Consider the following 15,838-nt stretch of genomic DNA (forward strand, 5'->3'; position numbering starts at 1 on the left):
GGGAGCGTAACGCTCCCCTGCGGTTATTTATCCTGCGGCAGGGCGGGTTGCCCTTCATTTACCCAGGTCATGAAGATCCGATAACCGATGGCCAGCAGGGTGGCGCCGAGAAACATACCGAGAATGCCGTTAGAGGCCATTCCACCGAGGGCGCCCAGCAGCACCACCGGCATTGGCGCATCGACTCCGCGCCCCAGCAGCAGAGGTTTGAGGACGTTATCGGCCATACCGGCGACGATCAGCAGGATGGTGTAGAAGATATCCATTCCGGTACTGTGGGTGCCGAGACTCCACATCAGTGCGATGGCCGGGGCCGTCACCAGGATCACCGGCACCTGGGCAATGCCGAGGATCAGGGCAAGTATAAAGAAGATCCCGACGGCGGGAATGCTGGCCATCAGCATGATCACACCGACCAGCAGCGCCTGGATCAATGCCACCCCGATGACGCCCTGGGCGACCGCGCGGATGGTGCTGGTACACAGGCGGGTGAGGGTCACGCCTTTATTTTCATCGGTAATACGGATGGCAATACGCTGGGCGCTGATGGCGCCCGCGGCGCCCCAGGCCATCATAATGCCCGAGACGATAAACGAAATAATAAAGCCAATCAGTCCGCCGCCCATGCTGGCTAATATGCTGAGGAACTGTTTGGCAATATCGCCGATTTGCGAACGGTAATTGTTGAGCAGTCCCGGGAGATCCACGGAAGCCCGCATCCACAGGGCGCTAAGCCGCTCGCCAACGATCGGTAAAGAGGCAATTCGTGAAGAGGGCGGGGGAATGGTAAAGCTCTGGCTACCCATCTTGTCAATCATGGCGCTGGCGCTTTCCGCCAGCGAGGTGATCATTAGCACCGTGGGGATAACAATCAGTAAAATACCTAACAGCACCAGCACCACCGACGCCAGTCCCTGTTTTCCCGCTAACAGTCTGGCAAAATACTGATGTAAAGGATAGAGCGCCACGGCCAGAATCAACGCCCAGAGCATCATATTGACGAAGGGAGAAAAGACGGTAAAACAGAATGAGGCCAGCGCCAGAATAAGACCGAACCGAATAAACATATCGAGAAAGCGGGTGACCAGCCGTTTTTCTATTAACTGAAGATTATTATTATCCATTTTCCATTACGCTCATTAAATATTCATACGCCAACGCTCAGCCGGGTTCAACAAAACAAGCTGGCAATAGAAAACTCATGATTTACAAAGCAGAAGTGAATTGAAAATGATCTCCGCCCGTTTGGTTGTGGGGTCTTTTAATGAGTGTAGAACAGAAATGAAAGGCGCCCTGTAAATATTCTGTTGGGCGCTGCAAGAGGAAATTCCGCTTTCTTTTCCCGCAGAAGGGGGGAAGAAAGCGGAGGGGGATTAATCCAGAGTAAAAGGATCGGCATCGCGCCAGGCGGGGAATTTTTCACGATATTCCTGCAGGGCGCTCAGCGACAGTTCGGCGTCAAGACGAGTGGCCTGATGCGGATCGGCGGTGGCGACAATCTCCCCCTGGGGACTGATAACCCGGCTATCACCGCGGTAATGATGACCGTTGCCGTCGGTGCCGACCCGGTTACAGCCGGCGACGTAGGCCTGGTTCTCAATCGCGCGGGCGACCAGCAGCGACTGCCAGTGCAGCGAGCGCGGCGCCGGCCAGTTCGCCACATACAGCGCCAGATCATAATCGTTAAGGTTACGCGACCATACCGGGAAGCGCAGGTCGTAACAGACCAGCGGCAGGATCCGCCATCCGCGCCATTCAAAGACCACGCGCTTGTCCCCGGCCTCATAGTGATGGTGTTCATCCGCCATACGAAACAGGTGCCGTTTATCATAATGATGAACTGTGCCGTCAGGCTCGACCAGCAGGAAGCGGTTAACGGCCCCGCGCTCAGTTTGCAGCGCGGCGCTGCCGGCGATCAACGCCTGGGTTTGCGCCGCCCGGGCATGCATCCACGCCACCACCTCGGCCTCGGGTAAAGACTGTTTTGCCGCTTCCATCGCAAAGCCGGTGGTAAACATCTCAGGTAAAACAATGATATCGCGCCCGACAATCCCTTCCAGTTGGCGATCAAAATGGCGCAGGTTAGCAGGGCCGTCCATCCAGACCAGCGGTTGTTGCAACAGCGTAATTTTCAGGCCAGGCACAATGGTCAACTCCATTCTCATGAGGGGGTTAGGTTAACTGTAACACCTTATCAGCCTCGCGGCGGTCCGCGGAATATTTTGTTAAAAAAATGCTACTAACAGGAACCACGGGTGAAGGCGAGACGAAAAAAAGGCGGGGAAAATTCCCCGCCCGGCCTGTGATGTGGTTGTTGCTTTATTATGCGGCTTCAACGTTGCGAACTTTTTCCGGCAGCTTTACCGGCTGGGTTGCCAGCTCCTCTGGCGCAAAGTCGTCGACGTTAATGCTGCGCAAGCGACTGTGCTCTGCTCGGGTCAGAATGGCGGCTTCATCCTGATTAATTAAGCCTTTCGCCAGGGCATGGGTGGCCAGTTCGTCGAGACGGGTGAACGGCAGATTTTTACCCAGTTCTTTACAGATACGCTGATGGATAGGATCGGCCGCCATCACTTCCAGCAGGGCCTCTTCCAGCAGGCCGACCGGGTTATGCTCGCTCGGCGTCAGGTACTGACCGCGACCGATGCGGGAGCGGGTGGCGCTGGGCACCTGCAGAATTTTAGCGACTTTATGGTCCAGCTTATCCGACGGCGCATGATGATGACGACCGGTCGGGAAGATGACCAGCCGCATTGCGCCAGCCACCAGACGGTTGGGGAAGTTTTTCAGCAGATCGTCGATGGCCTGCTCGGCCTGATGCAGCGCATCCTGCACCCCCCAGTGAACCAGCGGCAGATCGGCTTCGTTGCGTCCTTCATCGTCATAGCGTTTCAGCACCGCCGAGGCCAGGTACAGCTGGCTTAACACATCCCCCAGACGCGCGGAGATACGTTCGCGACGCTTGAGACTGCCCCCCAGCACCGCCATCGAGACGTCTGACAGCAGCGCCAGGTTCGCGCTCAGGCGGTTCATTTGCTGATAGTAGCGGCGGGTGACGTCGCGGGTCGGCGCGCTGCTGGTGCGTCCGCCGGTCAGGCCCAACCAGAAACTCCGTACTTTGTTACTACCGACGTGGCCGATATGTTTGAACAGCAGCTTGTCATAGGCGTTCAGGTCGTTGTTCTGCGCGGCAGCCATCTCCTCCAGCACGTATGGATGGCAGCGGATCGCACCCTGACCGAAGATCATCATGCTGCGGGTCAGAATGTTCGCCCCTTCCACGGTGATGGCGATAGGCGCGCCCTGATAGGCCCGGGCGAGGAAGTTGCCTTCGCCCAGCATAATGCCTTTCCCGCCGGTAATATCCATTGCGTCGATAATGGAGCGCTGGCCGCGGTGGGTGCAGTGATATTTCACGATCGCGGAGAGCACCGCCGGTTTCTCGCCGAGCATAATGCCGTAGGTGATAAGCGACGCCGCAGCGTCCATTACATAAGCATTACCGGCAATGCGCGCCAGCGCCTCTTCAATCCCTTCCATTTTACCGATCGAGATTTTGAACTGGCGGCGAATATGGGCGTAAGCCCCGGTAGCCATAGCCACCGATTTCAGGCCGCCGGTGGAGTTGGACGGCAGAGTAATACCGCGTCCCACCGACAGACATTCAACCAGCATGCGCCAGCCCTGACCGGCCATCCCCGGCCCACCAATGATGTAATCGATCGGCACGAAGATATCTTTGCCGCGGGTTGGGCCGTTCTGGAACGGGACGTTAAGCGGGAAGTGACGACGGCCAATTTCCACGCCCGGGGTGGAGGTCGGGATCAGCGCGCAGGTGATGCCCAGCTCTTCTTCTCCCCCCAGCAGACGATCCGGGTCAGAAAGTTTAAACGCCAGTCCCAGCACGGTGGCGATAGGCGCCAGCGTAATGTAGCGTTTGTTCCATGTCAGGCGCATACCCAGCACCTGCTGGCCCTGCCAGTCACCCATGCAGACCACGCCGGTATCCGGGATGGCGCCGGCGTCAGAGCCCGCTTCCGGGCTAGTGAGAGCGAAGCAGGGGATCTCCTGCCCGCGCGCCAGACGCGGCAGATAATGGTTTTTCTGCTCTTCGGTACCGTAATGCTGCAGCAGCTCGCCCGGCCCCAGTGAGTTCGGGACGCCGACGGTGATCGCCAGAATGCCGGAGACGCCAGAGAGCTTCTGCAGCACCCGCGACTGGGCATAAGCGGAGAACTCAAGCCCGCCATACTCTTTCTTAATGATCATCGCGAAGAAGCGATGCTCTTTCAGATACGCCCACAGCTCCGGCGGCAGATCGGCCATTTCGTGGGTGATGGCGAAGTCGTTGGCCATCCGGCAGGCTTCTTCCACCGGGCCGTCGAGGAAGGCTTGCTCTTCGGCGGTCAGACGCGGCTGCGGATAGTTATGCAGCTTGTGCCAGTCAGGGTTGCCGCGAAACAGATCCCCTTCCCACCAGGTGGTCCCGGCGTCGATGGCTTCTTTTTCAGTACGCGACATCGGCGGCATCACCTTGCGGAAAGCGCGAAACGCCGGTGCGGAAATCATGGATTTACGCATAGGCGCAAAGTTAAACGGCAACAGAATGATCGCCAGCGGCAGCAGCAGCCAGATATTCCACAGACCGGCCGCGCCGAGCGCTGCGGTCCAGGCGAGCAAGATCACGCTGCTGAGCAGCAGGCTGACCCGGTGATAGAAGAGCGCACCGAGTAAAACAACGGTTGCAACAATACTCAAAATCATCATAGAGAAATGCTCCCTGTGCTTGTAGGAGGTCTGACCACTTGTGATGTATTGGTTGTAGTGCATGCTTTTTTATTTAGCAATGTGTTTACAAAATAATTACAACCTTGCTCACATTGTTGTATGCAAAAGCGGCACATAAAATCAAAAGGGCGGGGGATAACGCTGCCTGCTGCTTCTCGCTTCGGCGGCTATCCGGTACACTGCCAGGGTTATTCCACTCATACTGAAGGATTATCCTCATGTACCAGGATCTTATTCGTAACGAACTGAACGAAGCCGCGGAAACGCTGGCTAACTTTCTGCAGGACGAAGCCAATATCCATGCTATCCAGCGTGCCGCTGTCCTGCTGGCGGATAGCTTTAAGGCGGGTGGTAAAGTGCTGTCCTGCGGTAACGGCGGTTCCCATTGCGATGCGATGCATTTTGCGGAAGAGCTGACCGGACGTTATCGCGAAAACCGCCCGGGTTATCCGGCCATTGCGATCTCCGACGTCAGCCATCTCTCCTGCGTGAGCAATGATTTTGGCTATGAGTATGTATTCTCCCGCTACGTTGAATCCGTCGGCCGCGCGGGCGATGTGCTGCTTGGCATCTCCACCTCCGGCAACTCCGGCAACGTTATCAAGGCCATTGAAGCCGCCCGGGCGCAGGGGATGAAAGTGATCACCCTGACCGGTAAAGACGGCGGTAAAATGGCCGGTAGCGCCGATGTTGAAATTCGCGTGCCGCACTTTGGCTACGCCGACCGCATTCAGGAGATCCACATCAAAGTGATCCATATCCTGATTATGCTGATCGAAAAAGAGATGGCGAAAGGCTAACAGGCAGGTGAGTGTGTACTGTTGACGGCGGCCTCGCTTTGGCGCCGTCGTGATTTGTGATGGTGAGGTGATCTATGTGCGAACTGCTCGGGATGAGCGCCAATGTGCCAACAGATATCTGTTTTAGCTTTACCGGGCTGGTACAGCGCGGAGGCGGGACGGGGCCGCATAAAGACGGCTGGGGCATCACCTTCTATGAAGGCAAAGGCTGTCGCACATTCAAAGATCCGCAGCCGAGCTTTCAGTCGCCGATCGCGAAACTGGTCCAGGATTACCCGATTAAGTCCTGTTCCGTCGTCGCGCATATCCGTCAGGCCAACCGCGGGATGGTGGCCCTGGAGAATACGCATCCGTTCACCCGCGAGCTGTGGGGGCGCAACTGGACCTACGCGCACAACGGGCAGCTCAAAGGCTATAAATCGCTGAAAACCGCCAATTTCCACCCGGTAGGTGAAACCGACAGTGAAAAGGCCTTCTGCTGGCTGCTGCACCGCTTAACCGAGCGCTACCCGCGTACGCCGGGCAATATGCTGGGCGTATTTAAGTATATCGCCACCCTGGCGGGGGAGCTGCGTGAGAAAGGGGTGTTCAACATGCTGCTGTCGGACGGACGCTATGTGATGGCGTTCTGCTCGACCAACCTGCACTGGATCACCCGGCGGGCGCCGTTCGGCGTGGCAAAACTGCTGGACCAGGATGTGGAGATCGACTTTCAACGCGAGACCACACCCAACGATGTGGTCACGGTTATCGCCACACAGCCGCTGACGGCCAATGAGACCTGGCATAAGATCATGCCAGGCGAGTGGGCGTTATTTTGTCTCGGGGAGCGTATAGTTTGAGGCCAGCTGCGGCTGGACAACCTCGTGGCTGAGCGGCTTGCTCACCACATAGCGGCCGTCGGTCACTGATACGATCGGCGGTTTGTGGGTCTGCTGGAAATAATCATAGCCAGGCTTTAGCTGTTTCCAGAAATCCGCATAGTAGGAGTATTTGTGGCGTTCCATATTGGCGTTGGTCATGCGGAACGGATAGATACTCACCTGCACGCTTGGCTGACCGAAGACTAAGGCGCCGGTCACGAACTGGAAGATCTCATCGATCCCGCGGTCGGTCATGGCGTAGCAGCCGATAGAGACGCAGTCGCCGTGGATCATCAGGTATTTCCCTTCATAACCATGGGCGCGATCGTAGGCGTTCGGGAAGCCGATATTAATCGCTTTATAGAAGCGGCTGTCGGGTTTGAGCTGGCTGCGGGTGACGTTATAGAACCCTTCCGGGCTCTTGAAATCGCCCTGGCGCTGTTTCGGGCCCAGGCCACCGGAGTAGTTGCAGATCCGATAGCTGTCGAGGAGCTGGTAGGTCTCACCCATTTTGACGTAAAGGTCGAGCATGCGCTCTTCTTTAAAGATCTCAATGTAAACCGGTGAACCCATTAATTGCTGCTTATATTCTTTGCTAACCGGCGTCGTCGGGCTGTTGCTGCTGAGCAGCCCGGCAAATGACACGCACGGCAGCAGAAGCATCGCAATAAATAATGCGATTTTGCGCATACTGCTTGTTCCTTGATAAAACAAAATAGCCACATTGCCAGGACGGCAAGAGAGACCCGAAATCAGAGTTTTCTGGATTTAGAGCGCTCACATTAGCATCACGGCATTTTTTCGCAAGGGCGACGTGGCGGCGTTTACAATTCCGCCTCACTTTATACCCTGACGGCGACGAAAACACAGTGAGAACTTTGCGCAATAGCTCGCATTTTAGAAGCACTTATCGCCCCTTGCGCTACAGCCGCCGCTCACGAAATGTTACACTTGCGCCGGTTCATCACCAGAGTAAGAAAGGATGCTTCTCTTCCGTCCTGAGCGCTACTGGCGCCGTTTTGCCCTTTCTTCTCTACCATTCTGTCAATAAGCTGGCCCCGGCCTGCGTCGGGGTTGAGGTTACGGATACCTGCTAACGATATGATTAAAATCACGAAAGGGCTGGATTTGCCCATAGCTGGCATGCCATTACAGCAGATTTCTTCCGCGCCAGCGGTGAAGCGCGTCGCGCTACTCGGCGAAGAGTACGTCGGCATGCGTCCCGCCATGGCGGTCAAAGAAGGCGATCGGGTCAAAAAAGGTCAGATCCTGTTCGAAGATAAAAAGATCCCCGGCGTCTGCTTTACCGCCCCGGCGAGCGGGGTCGTCAGCGCGATCCACCGCGGTGAACGGCGCGTGTTGCAGTCGGTGGTGATTGATATCGAGGGCAATGACGCGGTGGCGTTTACCCGTTACGCCGCGGACGCGCTGGCTGAACTGCCGCGCGACACCGTGCAGCAGCAGCTGTTGGCGTCGGGCCTGTGGACGGCGCTGCGCACACGGCCGTTCAGTAAAACGCCGCAACCGGGCAGCGTGCCGGCCGCTATCTTTGTTAACGCCATGGATACCAATCCGCTGGCGGCGGAGCCGCAGCCGATTATTCTGGCCGAACGGGCCGCTTTCGACGCCGGCCTTACCGTGCTGACGCGTCTGACCGACGGGAAAGTCCACGTCTGCCAGCCCAGCGGCGGTAAGCTCGGCGGTCATCCAGCCGGCCAGGTCTGTTTTAACCAGTTCACCGGGCCGCACCCGGCGGGGCTGCCGGGAACGCATATTCACTTTCTGGAGCCGGTGAGCCTGAATAAGCAGGTCTGGCACCTCAATTATCAGGACGCGATCGCCATTGGTAAGCTTTTCCTCGACGGGGAGCTTTGCTGCGAACGGATAATTGCGCTCGGCGGCCCGCAGGTGACATCGCCGCGGCTGGTTAAAACGACGCTCGGCGCCAGCTTGGACGATCTGCTGGCTGGCGAGCTACAGGAGGGGGAAAACCGGGTCATTTCCGGCTCGGTGCTCAGCGGCACCCGCGCCCATGGCCCTCACGCCTTCCTCGGGCGCTTCCATCTGCAGGTGAGCGTGGTCAAAGAAGGGCGGGAAAAAGAGCTCTTCGGTTGGGTGATGCCGGGCAAAGAGAAATTCTCGATAACCCGCACTACGCTTGGCCATTTCTTCAGGCGCAAGCGCTTTCATTTCTCCACCGATACCCACGGCGGCGAGCGGGCGATGGTGCCGATCGGCAACTACGAACGGGTGATGCCGCTGGATATCCTGCCGACCATACTGCTGCGCGATCTGCTGGCCGGGGACACCGACAGCGCTCAGGCGCTGGGCTGTCTGGAGCTGGATGAAGAAGATCTGGCGCTCTGCACCTACGTCTGCCCCGGGAAGTATGAATATGGCCCGGCGCTGCGCAGCGTTTTAACCCGGATTGAGCAGGAAGGATAAGAGATGGGCTTAAAGCATCTGATTGAAAAACTTGAGCCGCATTTCACGCACGGCGGCAAGCTGGAAAAATATTACCCGCTGTATGAGGCGGCGGCGACCATCTTCTACACTCCAGGCCAGGTCACCCGCGGCGCGGCGCACGTGCGCGACGCCATCGACCTCAAGCGGATGATGATCCTCGTGTGGTTTGCCGTATTCCCGGCGATGTTCTGGGGGATGTACAACGTCGGGCTACAGACCATTCCGGCGCTACATAAGCTTTACGGCGCCGAACAACTGCAGCAGGCGATCGCCAACAACTGGCACTATAGCGTCGCCCAGTGGTTAGGGGTGAGCTTCAGCGCCGACGCCGGCTGGCTGAGCATGATGACCCTGGGCGCGGTCTTCTTCCTGCCTATCTATATCACTGTCTTTATCGTCGGCGGCTTCTGGGAAGTGCTGTTCGCTATCGTGCGCAAGCATGAGATCAACGAAGGCTTCTTTGTCACCTCGATTCTGTTTGCGCTGATCGTCCCGCCCACGCTGCCGCTGTGGCAGGCGGCGCTGGGGATCTCCTTCGGGGTGGTGATCGCTAAGGAGATTTTCGGCGGCACCGGGCGCAACTTCCTCAACCCGGCGCTGGCGGGGCGCGCGTTCCTGTTCTTCGCCTATCCGGCGCAGATCTCCGGCGACCTGGTGTGGACGGCAGCGGACGGTTTCTCCGGCGCTACGCCGCTCTCTCAGTGGGCCAGCGGCGGCGGTGAAGCGCTGGTTAACGTCGCTACCGGCATCCCGGTAAGCTGGATGGACGCCTTCCTCGGTAATATTCCGGGCTCGATTGGCGAAGTCTCCACGCTGATGATCCTGATCGGCGGCGCGATCATCCTCTTTGGCCGCGTCGCGTCCTGGCGCATCGTCGCCGGGGTAATGATCGGCATGATCGCCACCGCCACCCTGTTTAACGTTATCGGCTCTGACACCAACCCGATGTTCGCTATGCCATGGTACTGGCATCTGGTGCTCGGCGGCTTCGCTTTCGGCATGATGTTTATGGCGACGGACCCGGTATCCGCCTCGTTTACTGATAAAGGGAAATGGAGTTACGGCGTGCTGATCGGCGTGATGTGCGTGCTGATCCGCGTGGTGAACCCGGCTTATCCGGAAGGGATGATGCTGGCGATCCTCTTTGCCAACCTCTTCGCACCGCTGTTCGACTACCTGGTGGTGCAGGCCAATATTAAGCGGAGGAAGTCGCGTGGCTGAGAAGAAAAGTAACGATAGCATCGGCAAAACGCTGCTGGTGGTGCTGGTGCTTTGTCTGGTCTGCTCCATCGTAGTAGCGGGCTCGGCCGTCGGGCTGAAATCCCGCCAGCAGGCGCAGCGGGCGCTGGATAAGCAGCGTAATATCCTGGCGGTGTCCGGCCTGATGCAGCCCGGCATGGATGCTGATGCGGTCGCCGACACCTTCGCGGCGCGCATTTCGCCGCGACTGGTGAATCTGGCGACTGGTGAGCTGCTGGAGAAAGACCCGTCAAAATTCAATCAGGCCCAGGCGCTGAAGGATCCGCAACAGAGTATGGCGCTGGACGCCAGCCAGGATCCGGCTGGTATAAAGCGACGCAGCAACCTCGCGGAAATTTACCTGGTGCGTGACGCGCAGCAGAAGATTGAGCAGGTGGTGCTGCCCATTTATGGCAACGGCCTGTGGTCGATGATGTATGCCTTCGTGGCGCTGGACGTCGATGGCCGCACGGTAAAAGGCATTACTTACTACGATCAGGGCGAAACGCCGGGGCTGGGCGGCGAAGTGGAGAACCCGAACTGGCGCCAGCAGTTTGTCGGCAAGCAGGTGCTGGATGACAACGGCATGCCGGCGCTGAGAGTGGTCAAAGGCGGCGCGCGCGCTGGTGACCTGCATGCGGTTGATGGCTTATCGGGCGCCACGCTGACGTCAAATGGCGTACAGCACAGCTTTGATTTCTGGATGGGTGAACTGGGCTTTGGTCCGTTCCTGAAAAAGGTGCGTGAAGGAGGGCTGAACAATGGCTGAACAGAGCGATATGAAAGAGGTGAAGCGCGTGCTAGTGGGCCCGCTCATCGCCAATAACCCCATCGCCCTGCAGGTGCTGGGCGTCTGCTCCGCGCTGGCGGTCACCACTAAACTGGAAACCGCCTTCGTGATGACCATTGCGGTAACCCTGGTGACGGCGTTCTCCAGCATGTTTATCTCGATGATCCGCCACCACATTCCCAACAGCGTGCGCATCATCGTGCAGATGGCGATCATCGCCTCGCTGGTTATCGTGGTGGATCAGCTACTGCGGGCTTTCGCCTATGAGACTTCCAAGCAGCTGTCGGTATTCGTCGGGCTTATCATCACCAACTGCATCGTGATGGGCCGCGCCGAAGCTTACGCTATGAAGTCGCCGCCGCTGGCCAGCTTTATGGACGGTATCGGCAACGGTCTCGGCTACGGCGCGATCCTGATTATCGTCGGCTTCCTGCGCGAGCTTATCGGCAGCGGCAAGCTGTTCGGGATCACGGTGCTGGAGACGGTGCAGAACGGCGGCTGGTATCAGCCGAACGGCCTGTTCCTGCTGGCGCCGAGCGCGTTCTTCATTATCGGTTTGCTGATCTGGGCCCTGCGTAGCTGGAAGCCTGAACAGCAGGAAAAGGAGTAATCGATGATGGCTCATTACATTAGCCTGTTTGTCCGCGCGGTGTTCGTTGAGAACATGGCGCTGGCCTTCTTCCTCGGGATGTGTACCTTCCTCGCGGTGTCGAAAAAGGTCTCCACCGCCTTCGGCCTCGGCGTTGCGGTGACGGTGGTGCTGGGTCTTGCCGTACCGATCAACAACCTGGTGTATAACCTGGTGCTGCGCGACGGCGCGCTGGTGGAAGGGGTGGACCTCAGCTTCCTGAACTTCATCACCTTTATCGGGGTGATCGCCGCGCTGGTGCAGATCCTCGAGATGATCCTCGATAAGTACTTCCCGGCGCTATACAACGCGCTGGGGATCTTCCTGCCGCTGATTGCAGTTAACTGCGCGATTTTTGGCGGTGTGTCGTTCATGGTGCAGCGTGATTACAACTTCCCGGAATCCATTGTCTACGGCTTCGGCTCCGGCATCGGCTGGATGCTGGCGATTGTGGCGATGGCGGGGATCCGCGAAAAGATGAAGTACGCCAACGTGCCTGCCGGCTTGCGCGGGTTAGGGATCACCTTTATCACCACCGGGTTGATGGCGCTGGGCTTTATGTCCTTCTCCGGCGTGCAGCTATAAGGGCGTATAAGTATGGAAATTATTCTTGGCGTCGTGATGTTCACGCTGATTGTGCTGGTACTGTCGGGGCTTATCCTGGCAGCGCGCTCAAAGCTGGTGAACGCGGGCGACGTGGTTATTGAGATCAATAACGAAGCGGATAAGCAGATCCGCACCCCGGCGGGGGATAAGCTGCTGAACACGCTGTCGAGCAACGGGATTTTTGTCTCCTCCGCCTGCGGCGGCGGCGGCTCCTGCGGCCAGTGTCGGGTGACTATCAAAGAGGGCGGCGGCGATATCCTGCCGACCGAGCTTTCGCATATTACCAAACGTGAAGCCAAAGCCGGCTGCCGTCTGGCCTGCCAGGTCGCGGTGAAGCAGAACATGAAGATTGAGCTACCGGAGGAAATCTTCGGTGTGAAAAAATGGGAGTGTGAAGTTATCTCCAATGATAACAAAGCCACTTTCATTAAAGAGCTCAAGCTGCGGATCCCGGAGGGGGAGGTGGTGCCGTTCCGCGCGGGGGGATATATTCAGATCGAATGCCCGCCGCATAAAGTGGCCTATGCTGACTTCGATGTTCCGGATGAATACCGCTCGGACTGGGACAAGTTCAACCTGTTCCGCTACGTCTCCGAGGTGAAAGAGCCGACCCTGCGCGCCTACTCGATGGCTAACTATCCGGAAGAGAAGGGTATCATTATGCTCAACGTGCGCATTGCGACGCCGCCGCCGAAGGTGCCGGATGCCCCGCCGGGGATCATGTCGTCCTATATCTGGTCGCTGAAGCCGGGTGATAAGGTGACGATTTCCGGGCCGTTCGGCGAGTTCTTTGCCAAAGAAACCGACGCCGAGATGGTGTTTATCGGCGGCGGCGCCGGGATGGCGCCGATGCGTTCGCATATTTTCGACCAGCTCAAGCGCCTGCACAGCACACGCAAAATCAGCTTCTGGTACGGAGCGCGCTCGCTGCGCGAGATGTTCTACGATGATGAGTTTGAACAGCTGGCGCGGGATAACCCGAACTTTACCTTCCACGTCGCGCTCTCCGATCCCCTGCCGGAAGATAACTGGACGGGGCATACCGGCTTTATCCATAACGTTCTGTACGAGAACTATCTGCGCGATCACCCGGCGCCGGAAGACTGCGAGTTCTACATGTGCGGGCCGCCGGTAATGAATGCCGCGGTGATTAAGATGCTGAAGGATCTGGGCGTCGAGGACGAGAATATTCTGCTCGACGACTTTGGAGGCTGACGATGCTGACGGTGTTTGTCGCAACCTTTGTGATTTTTGCGCTGGTGATCCTCGGGATGTCGCTGGGCTACCTGGTGAAGCGCAAGAGCATTCAGGGAAGCTGCGGCGGGATCTCCTCGCTGGGGCTGGAGAAAGTCTGCGACTGTCCTGAGCCCTGCGACGCGCGTAAGAAACGTCTCGCCCGAGAGGCGCAGCGCCAGCAGCGGCGCATTTTGTAATCTTTGGCCATTTTGGCCCGGAGGCGCTGCGCTTGCCGGGCCTGCTGCTTCGGTTTTGTAGGCCGGGAAAGGCGTCAGCCGCCACCCGGCAACAACATGCCAGCAATGTGAGGCCGCTTTCGCGGCCTTTTTTCTCCCTTTGCGCCCTTACTGCCAGCTTTTCGCCTGCGCCGGGGAATCAACCATCACGCCGTCAGCGCCCAGCGCCTTCGCCGTACGGTAATCTTCCGCACTGTTGATGCCGAAGAAGATAATGTGCGCTTTGCCCTGCGAGCGGAAGCAATCCATCGCCTCTTTATCCCAGGTGAGCGTCGCCGGGGAGATCCCTTCCCCAAGGGTGAATTTCTCCACCACCTCTACCTTGCGCTTCAGCTCCAGCCCATACCACTGTTCGCCTTCGCGCTGGCTGGCAGGCTGGCACTGATGGCTGAGCGAAATACTGGCGAGCCTGGTGCGGGTTTCGCTACGGGTGACGAAGCGGGGAATAGCCGGCGGCAGCGCGGCGATATAGCGGTCTTCGGTGGAATAGACCCGTACGCGATTGAGGCTGTGCGTGGCTTTTAACACCGCAAGCAGGCGCTCGCCCATCACGGTCGGGTCGGCATCCGGAGATTTAATGTCGATGTAGAAAAACGTGTGCGGCCATTGCTGCAAAACGGCTTGCAGCGTGGGAATGGTGGCCTGCTTGCCGCGCCAGGGGTGGCTGTCATCACCCCATTTCCAGCCGGCATCGACTTTCGCCAGCTCGGCGGCGGTCAAACTGGAAACTTTGCCCTTGCTATTGGTCAATGTGGAAAGATCGCTTGACCGGTAGAGCACCGGCACGCCGTCGCGGCTTAACTGCACGGTGACCCAAATGGCCTCAGCGTTATTCTCCAGCGCCAGCTTGATCGCTGGCAGGGTATTTTCCGGCGCATCGCCGGTGCCGCCGCGGTGGGCAATCAGCTGTGGGTCTGCCCAGGCGCTGGCGGTGGCCAGCAGGCAAAGTGCGGTAAGTATTTTCTTCATGATTACACCTTCCAGACTCATCGGTTAACTTTATGAAAATAAACATAATTCATTGCATTTTTATGTTTTGACCGCTTTTTTAGCCGATGAAATAAAAAAAGCATCAAATTCGCAGCGAGTTTTGCTATGCTGTATGGGTATACAGTGTTGAGTCTGACGATGCGTAAAATTATCCATGTCGATATGGACTGTTTCTTTGCGGCGGTGGAGATGCGCGACAACCCGGCGTTGCGCGATATCCCCCTCGCAATAGGCGGCAGTCGGGTACAGCGTGGCGTGATTAGTACCGCGAACTATCCTGCGCGCAAGTTTGGCGTGCGCAGCGCTATGCCGACGGCGACAGCGCTCAAGCTGTGCCCGCATCTCACACTGCTTCCCGGCCGCTTCGATGCCTACAAAGAAGCCTCGAACCATATCCGCGAAATTTTCTCCCGCTACACCTCGCGCATTGAGCCGCTGTCGCTGGATGAAGCCTATCTTGACGTCAGCGACAGCGTGCATTGTCACGGGTCGGCCACCCTGATAGCCCAGGAGATCCGCGAAACCATTGAACGGGAGCTGCGCCTCACCGCCTCGGCGGGGGTCGCGCCGGTAAAGTTTCTTGCCAAAATCGCCTCTGACATGAATAAACCCAACGGCCAGTTCGTTATCGCTCCCCATCAGGTGGCTGAGTTTGTGCGGGCGCTGCCGCTGGCGAAAATACCCGGCGTCGGGAAGGTATCGGCAGCGAAGCTGGAAAATATGGGCCTGCGTACCTGTGGCGATGTGCAGAACAGCGATCTGGCCATGCTGCTTAAGCGCTTCGGTAAATTTGGCCGTATTTTGTGGGAGCGCAGCCACGGGATTGATGAGCGGGAAATCCATAACGACCGGCAGCGCAAGTCGGTGGGCGTGGAGCGCACCCTGGCGGAAGATATTCACGAATGGCCGGAGTGCGAAGCGATAATCGAAAACCTCTACCCGGAGCTGGAGCGCCGGCTGGCGAAGGTTAAACCGGACCTGCTGATCGCCCGTCAGGGGATTAAACTGAAATTCAATGACTTCCAGCTGACCACCCAGGAGCACGTCTGGCCGCGGCTGAACAAAGCGGATCTGATTGCCACCGCGCACAAGGCCTGGGATGAGCGCCGTGGCGGACGTGGCGTGCGTCTGGTTGGGCTCCACGTAACGCTGCTCGATCCGCAGCTGGAAAGACAGCTTTTATTAGGGATTTAACC

15 protein-coding genes are annotated in these 15,838 nt (G+C 58.0%); 10 read left to right on the plus strand and 5 right to left on the minus strand.

Going from position 1 to position 15,838, the window contains the following annotated elements; all coding sequences use genetic code 11:
* Positions 1-23 precede the first annotated feature (23 nt).
* From GQR96_RS04655 to fadE, 3 genes are all read right to left on the minus strand, one after another.
* Complete coding sequence (locus GQR96_RS04655) at positions 24-1,124, minus strand: AI-2E family transporter (protein ID WP_053810739.1); 1,101 nt, start codon at positions 1,122-1,124, stop codon at positions 24-26.
* 249 nt (positions 1,125-1,373) lie between these two features.
* A complete protein-coding gene (locus GQR96_RS04660) occupies positions 1,374-2,144 on the minus strand; it encodes an amidohydrolase (RefSeq protein ID WP_004204628.1) in 771 nt (256 codons plus the stop codon).
* A 178-nt stretch (positions 2,145-2,322) separates the two neighbouring features.
* Positions 2,323-4,767, minus strand: coding sequence for an acyl-CoA dehydrogenase FadE (fadE, locus tag GQR96_RS04665; protein WP_023319786.1), 2,445 nt, complete (start codon positions 4,765-4,767; stop codon positions 2,323-2,325).
* 239 nt (positions 4,768-5,006) lie between these two features.
* Here fadE and lpcA point away from each other — a divergent pair, with 239 nt between their 5' ends.
* Together lpcA and GQR96_RS04675 are read left to right on the plus strand one after the other, a co-directional pair.
* Positions 5,007-5,588 carry a D-sedoheptulose 7-phosphate isomerase gene (lpcA, locus tag GQR96_RS04670; protein ID WP_004145825.1) on the plus strand — a complete coding sequence of 194 codons (582 nt, stop codon included), beginning with the start codon at positions 5,007-5,009 and terminating at the stop codon, positions 5,586-5,588.
* 74 nt (positions 5,589-5,662) lie between these two features.
* Entirely contained in the window at positions 5,663-6,430 is a 768-nt protein-coding gene (locus GQR96_RS04675) for a class II glutamine amidotransferase (RefSeq protein WP_065903430.1), read from the plus strand.
* Here GQR96_RS04675 and dpaA read toward each other — a convergent pair.
* Complete coding sequence (gene dpaA, locus GQR96_RS04680; RefSeq protein ID WP_032455591.1) at positions 6,401-7,141, minus strand: peptidoglycan meso-diaminopimelic acid protein amidase; 741 nt, start codon at positions 7,139-7,141, stop codon at positions 6,401-6,403. The two genes, GQR96_RS04675 and dpaA, sit on opposite strands and share 30 nt — an antisense overlap.
* Positions 7,142-7,552: 411 nt before the next feature.
* On the opposite strand from dpaA, the gene GQR96_RS04685 reads away from it, so the two are divergent.
* The 7 genes from GQR96_RS04685 to nqrM are packed head-to-tail and all read left to right on the plus strand — an operon-like array spanning position 7,553 to position 13,613.
* Positions 7,553-8,896, plus strand: coding sequence for a Na(+)-translocating NADH-quinone reductase subunit A (locus GQR96_RS04685; protein ID WP_023319787.1), 1,344 nt, complete (start codon positions 7,553-7,555; stop codon positions 8,894-8,896).
* 3 nt (positions 8,897-8,899) lie between these two features.
* Positions 8,900-10,138 (plus strand): NADH:ubiquinone reductase (Na(+)-transporting) subunit B, encoded by a 1,239-nt coding sequence (locus tag GQR96_RS04690; RefSeq protein ID WP_004204634.1) that lies wholly within the window; start codon positions 8,900-8,902, stop codon positions 10,136-10,138.
* A complete protein-coding gene (locus tag GQR96_RS04695) occupies positions 10,131-10,925 on the plus strand; it encodes a Na(+)-translocating NADH-quinone reductase subunit C (protein WP_032455592.1) in 795 nt (264 codons plus the stop codon). The genes GQR96_RS04690 and GQR96_RS04695 overlap by 8 nt, the downstream gene beginning before the upstream one ends.
* The gene (locus tag GQR96_RS04700) at positions 10,918-11,556 is read left to right on the plus strand and encodes an NADH:ubiquinone reductase (Na(+)-transporting) subunit D (RefSeq protein WP_002889716.1); all 639 of its coding nucleotides are present in this window, start codon (positions 10,918-10,920) and stop codon (positions 11,554-11,556) included. Before GQR96_RS04695 ends, GQR96_RS04700 begins: the two co-directional genes overlap by 8 nt.
* 6 nt (positions 11,557-11,562) lie before the next feature.
* Positions 11,563-12,159, plus strand: a complete 597-nt coding sequence (nqrE, locus tag GQR96_RS04705; RefSeq protein ID WP_004177335.1) for an NADH:ubiquinone reductase (Na(+)-transporting) subunit E — start codon at positions 11,563-11,565, stop codon at positions 12,157-12,159.
* A 12-nt stretch (positions 12,160-12,171) separates the two neighbouring features.
* Positions 12,172-13,395: an NADH:ubiquinone reductase (Na(+)-transporting) subunit F gene (gene nqrF / locus GQR96_RS04710; RefSeq protein ID WP_004204637.1), complete on the plus strand. Its 1,224-nt coding sequence runs from the start codon at positions 12,172-12,174 to the stop codon at positions 13,393-13,395.
* A gap of 2 nt (positions 13,396-13,397) precedes the next feature.
* Complete coding sequence (gene nqrM, locus GQR96_RS04715) at positions 13,398-13,613, plus strand: (Na+)-NQR maturation NqrM (protein WP_004204638.1); 216 nt, start codon at positions 13,398-13,400, stop codon at positions 13,611-13,613.
* Positions 13,614-13,760: 147 nt separating this feature from the next.
* Here nqrM and GQR96_RS04720 read toward each other — a convergent pair whose 3' ends face one another.
* Positions 13,761-14,621: a glycerophosphodiester phosphodiesterase family protein gene (locus GQR96_RS04720; protein ID WP_065903443.1), complete on the minus strand. Its 861-nt coding sequence runs from the start codon at positions 14,619-14,621 to the stop codon at positions 13,761-13,763.
* A 159-nt stretch (positions 14,622-14,780) separates the two neighbouring features.
* Here GQR96_RS04720 and dinB point away from each other — a divergent pair, with 159 nt between their 5' ends.
* Positions 14,781-15,836, plus strand: coding sequence for a DNA polymerase IV (gene dinB / locus GQR96_RS04725; protein ID WP_004204641.1), 1,056 nt, complete (start codon positions 14,781-14,783; stop codon positions 15,834-15,836).
* Positions 15,837-15,838: the final 2 nt, after the last annotated feature.

The organism is Klebsiella sp. PCX (genome assembly GCF_021869705.1).
Lineage (GTDB): Bacteria > Pseudomonadota > Gammaproteobacteria > Enterobacterales > Enterobacteriaceae > Klebsiella > Klebsiella quasipneumoniae.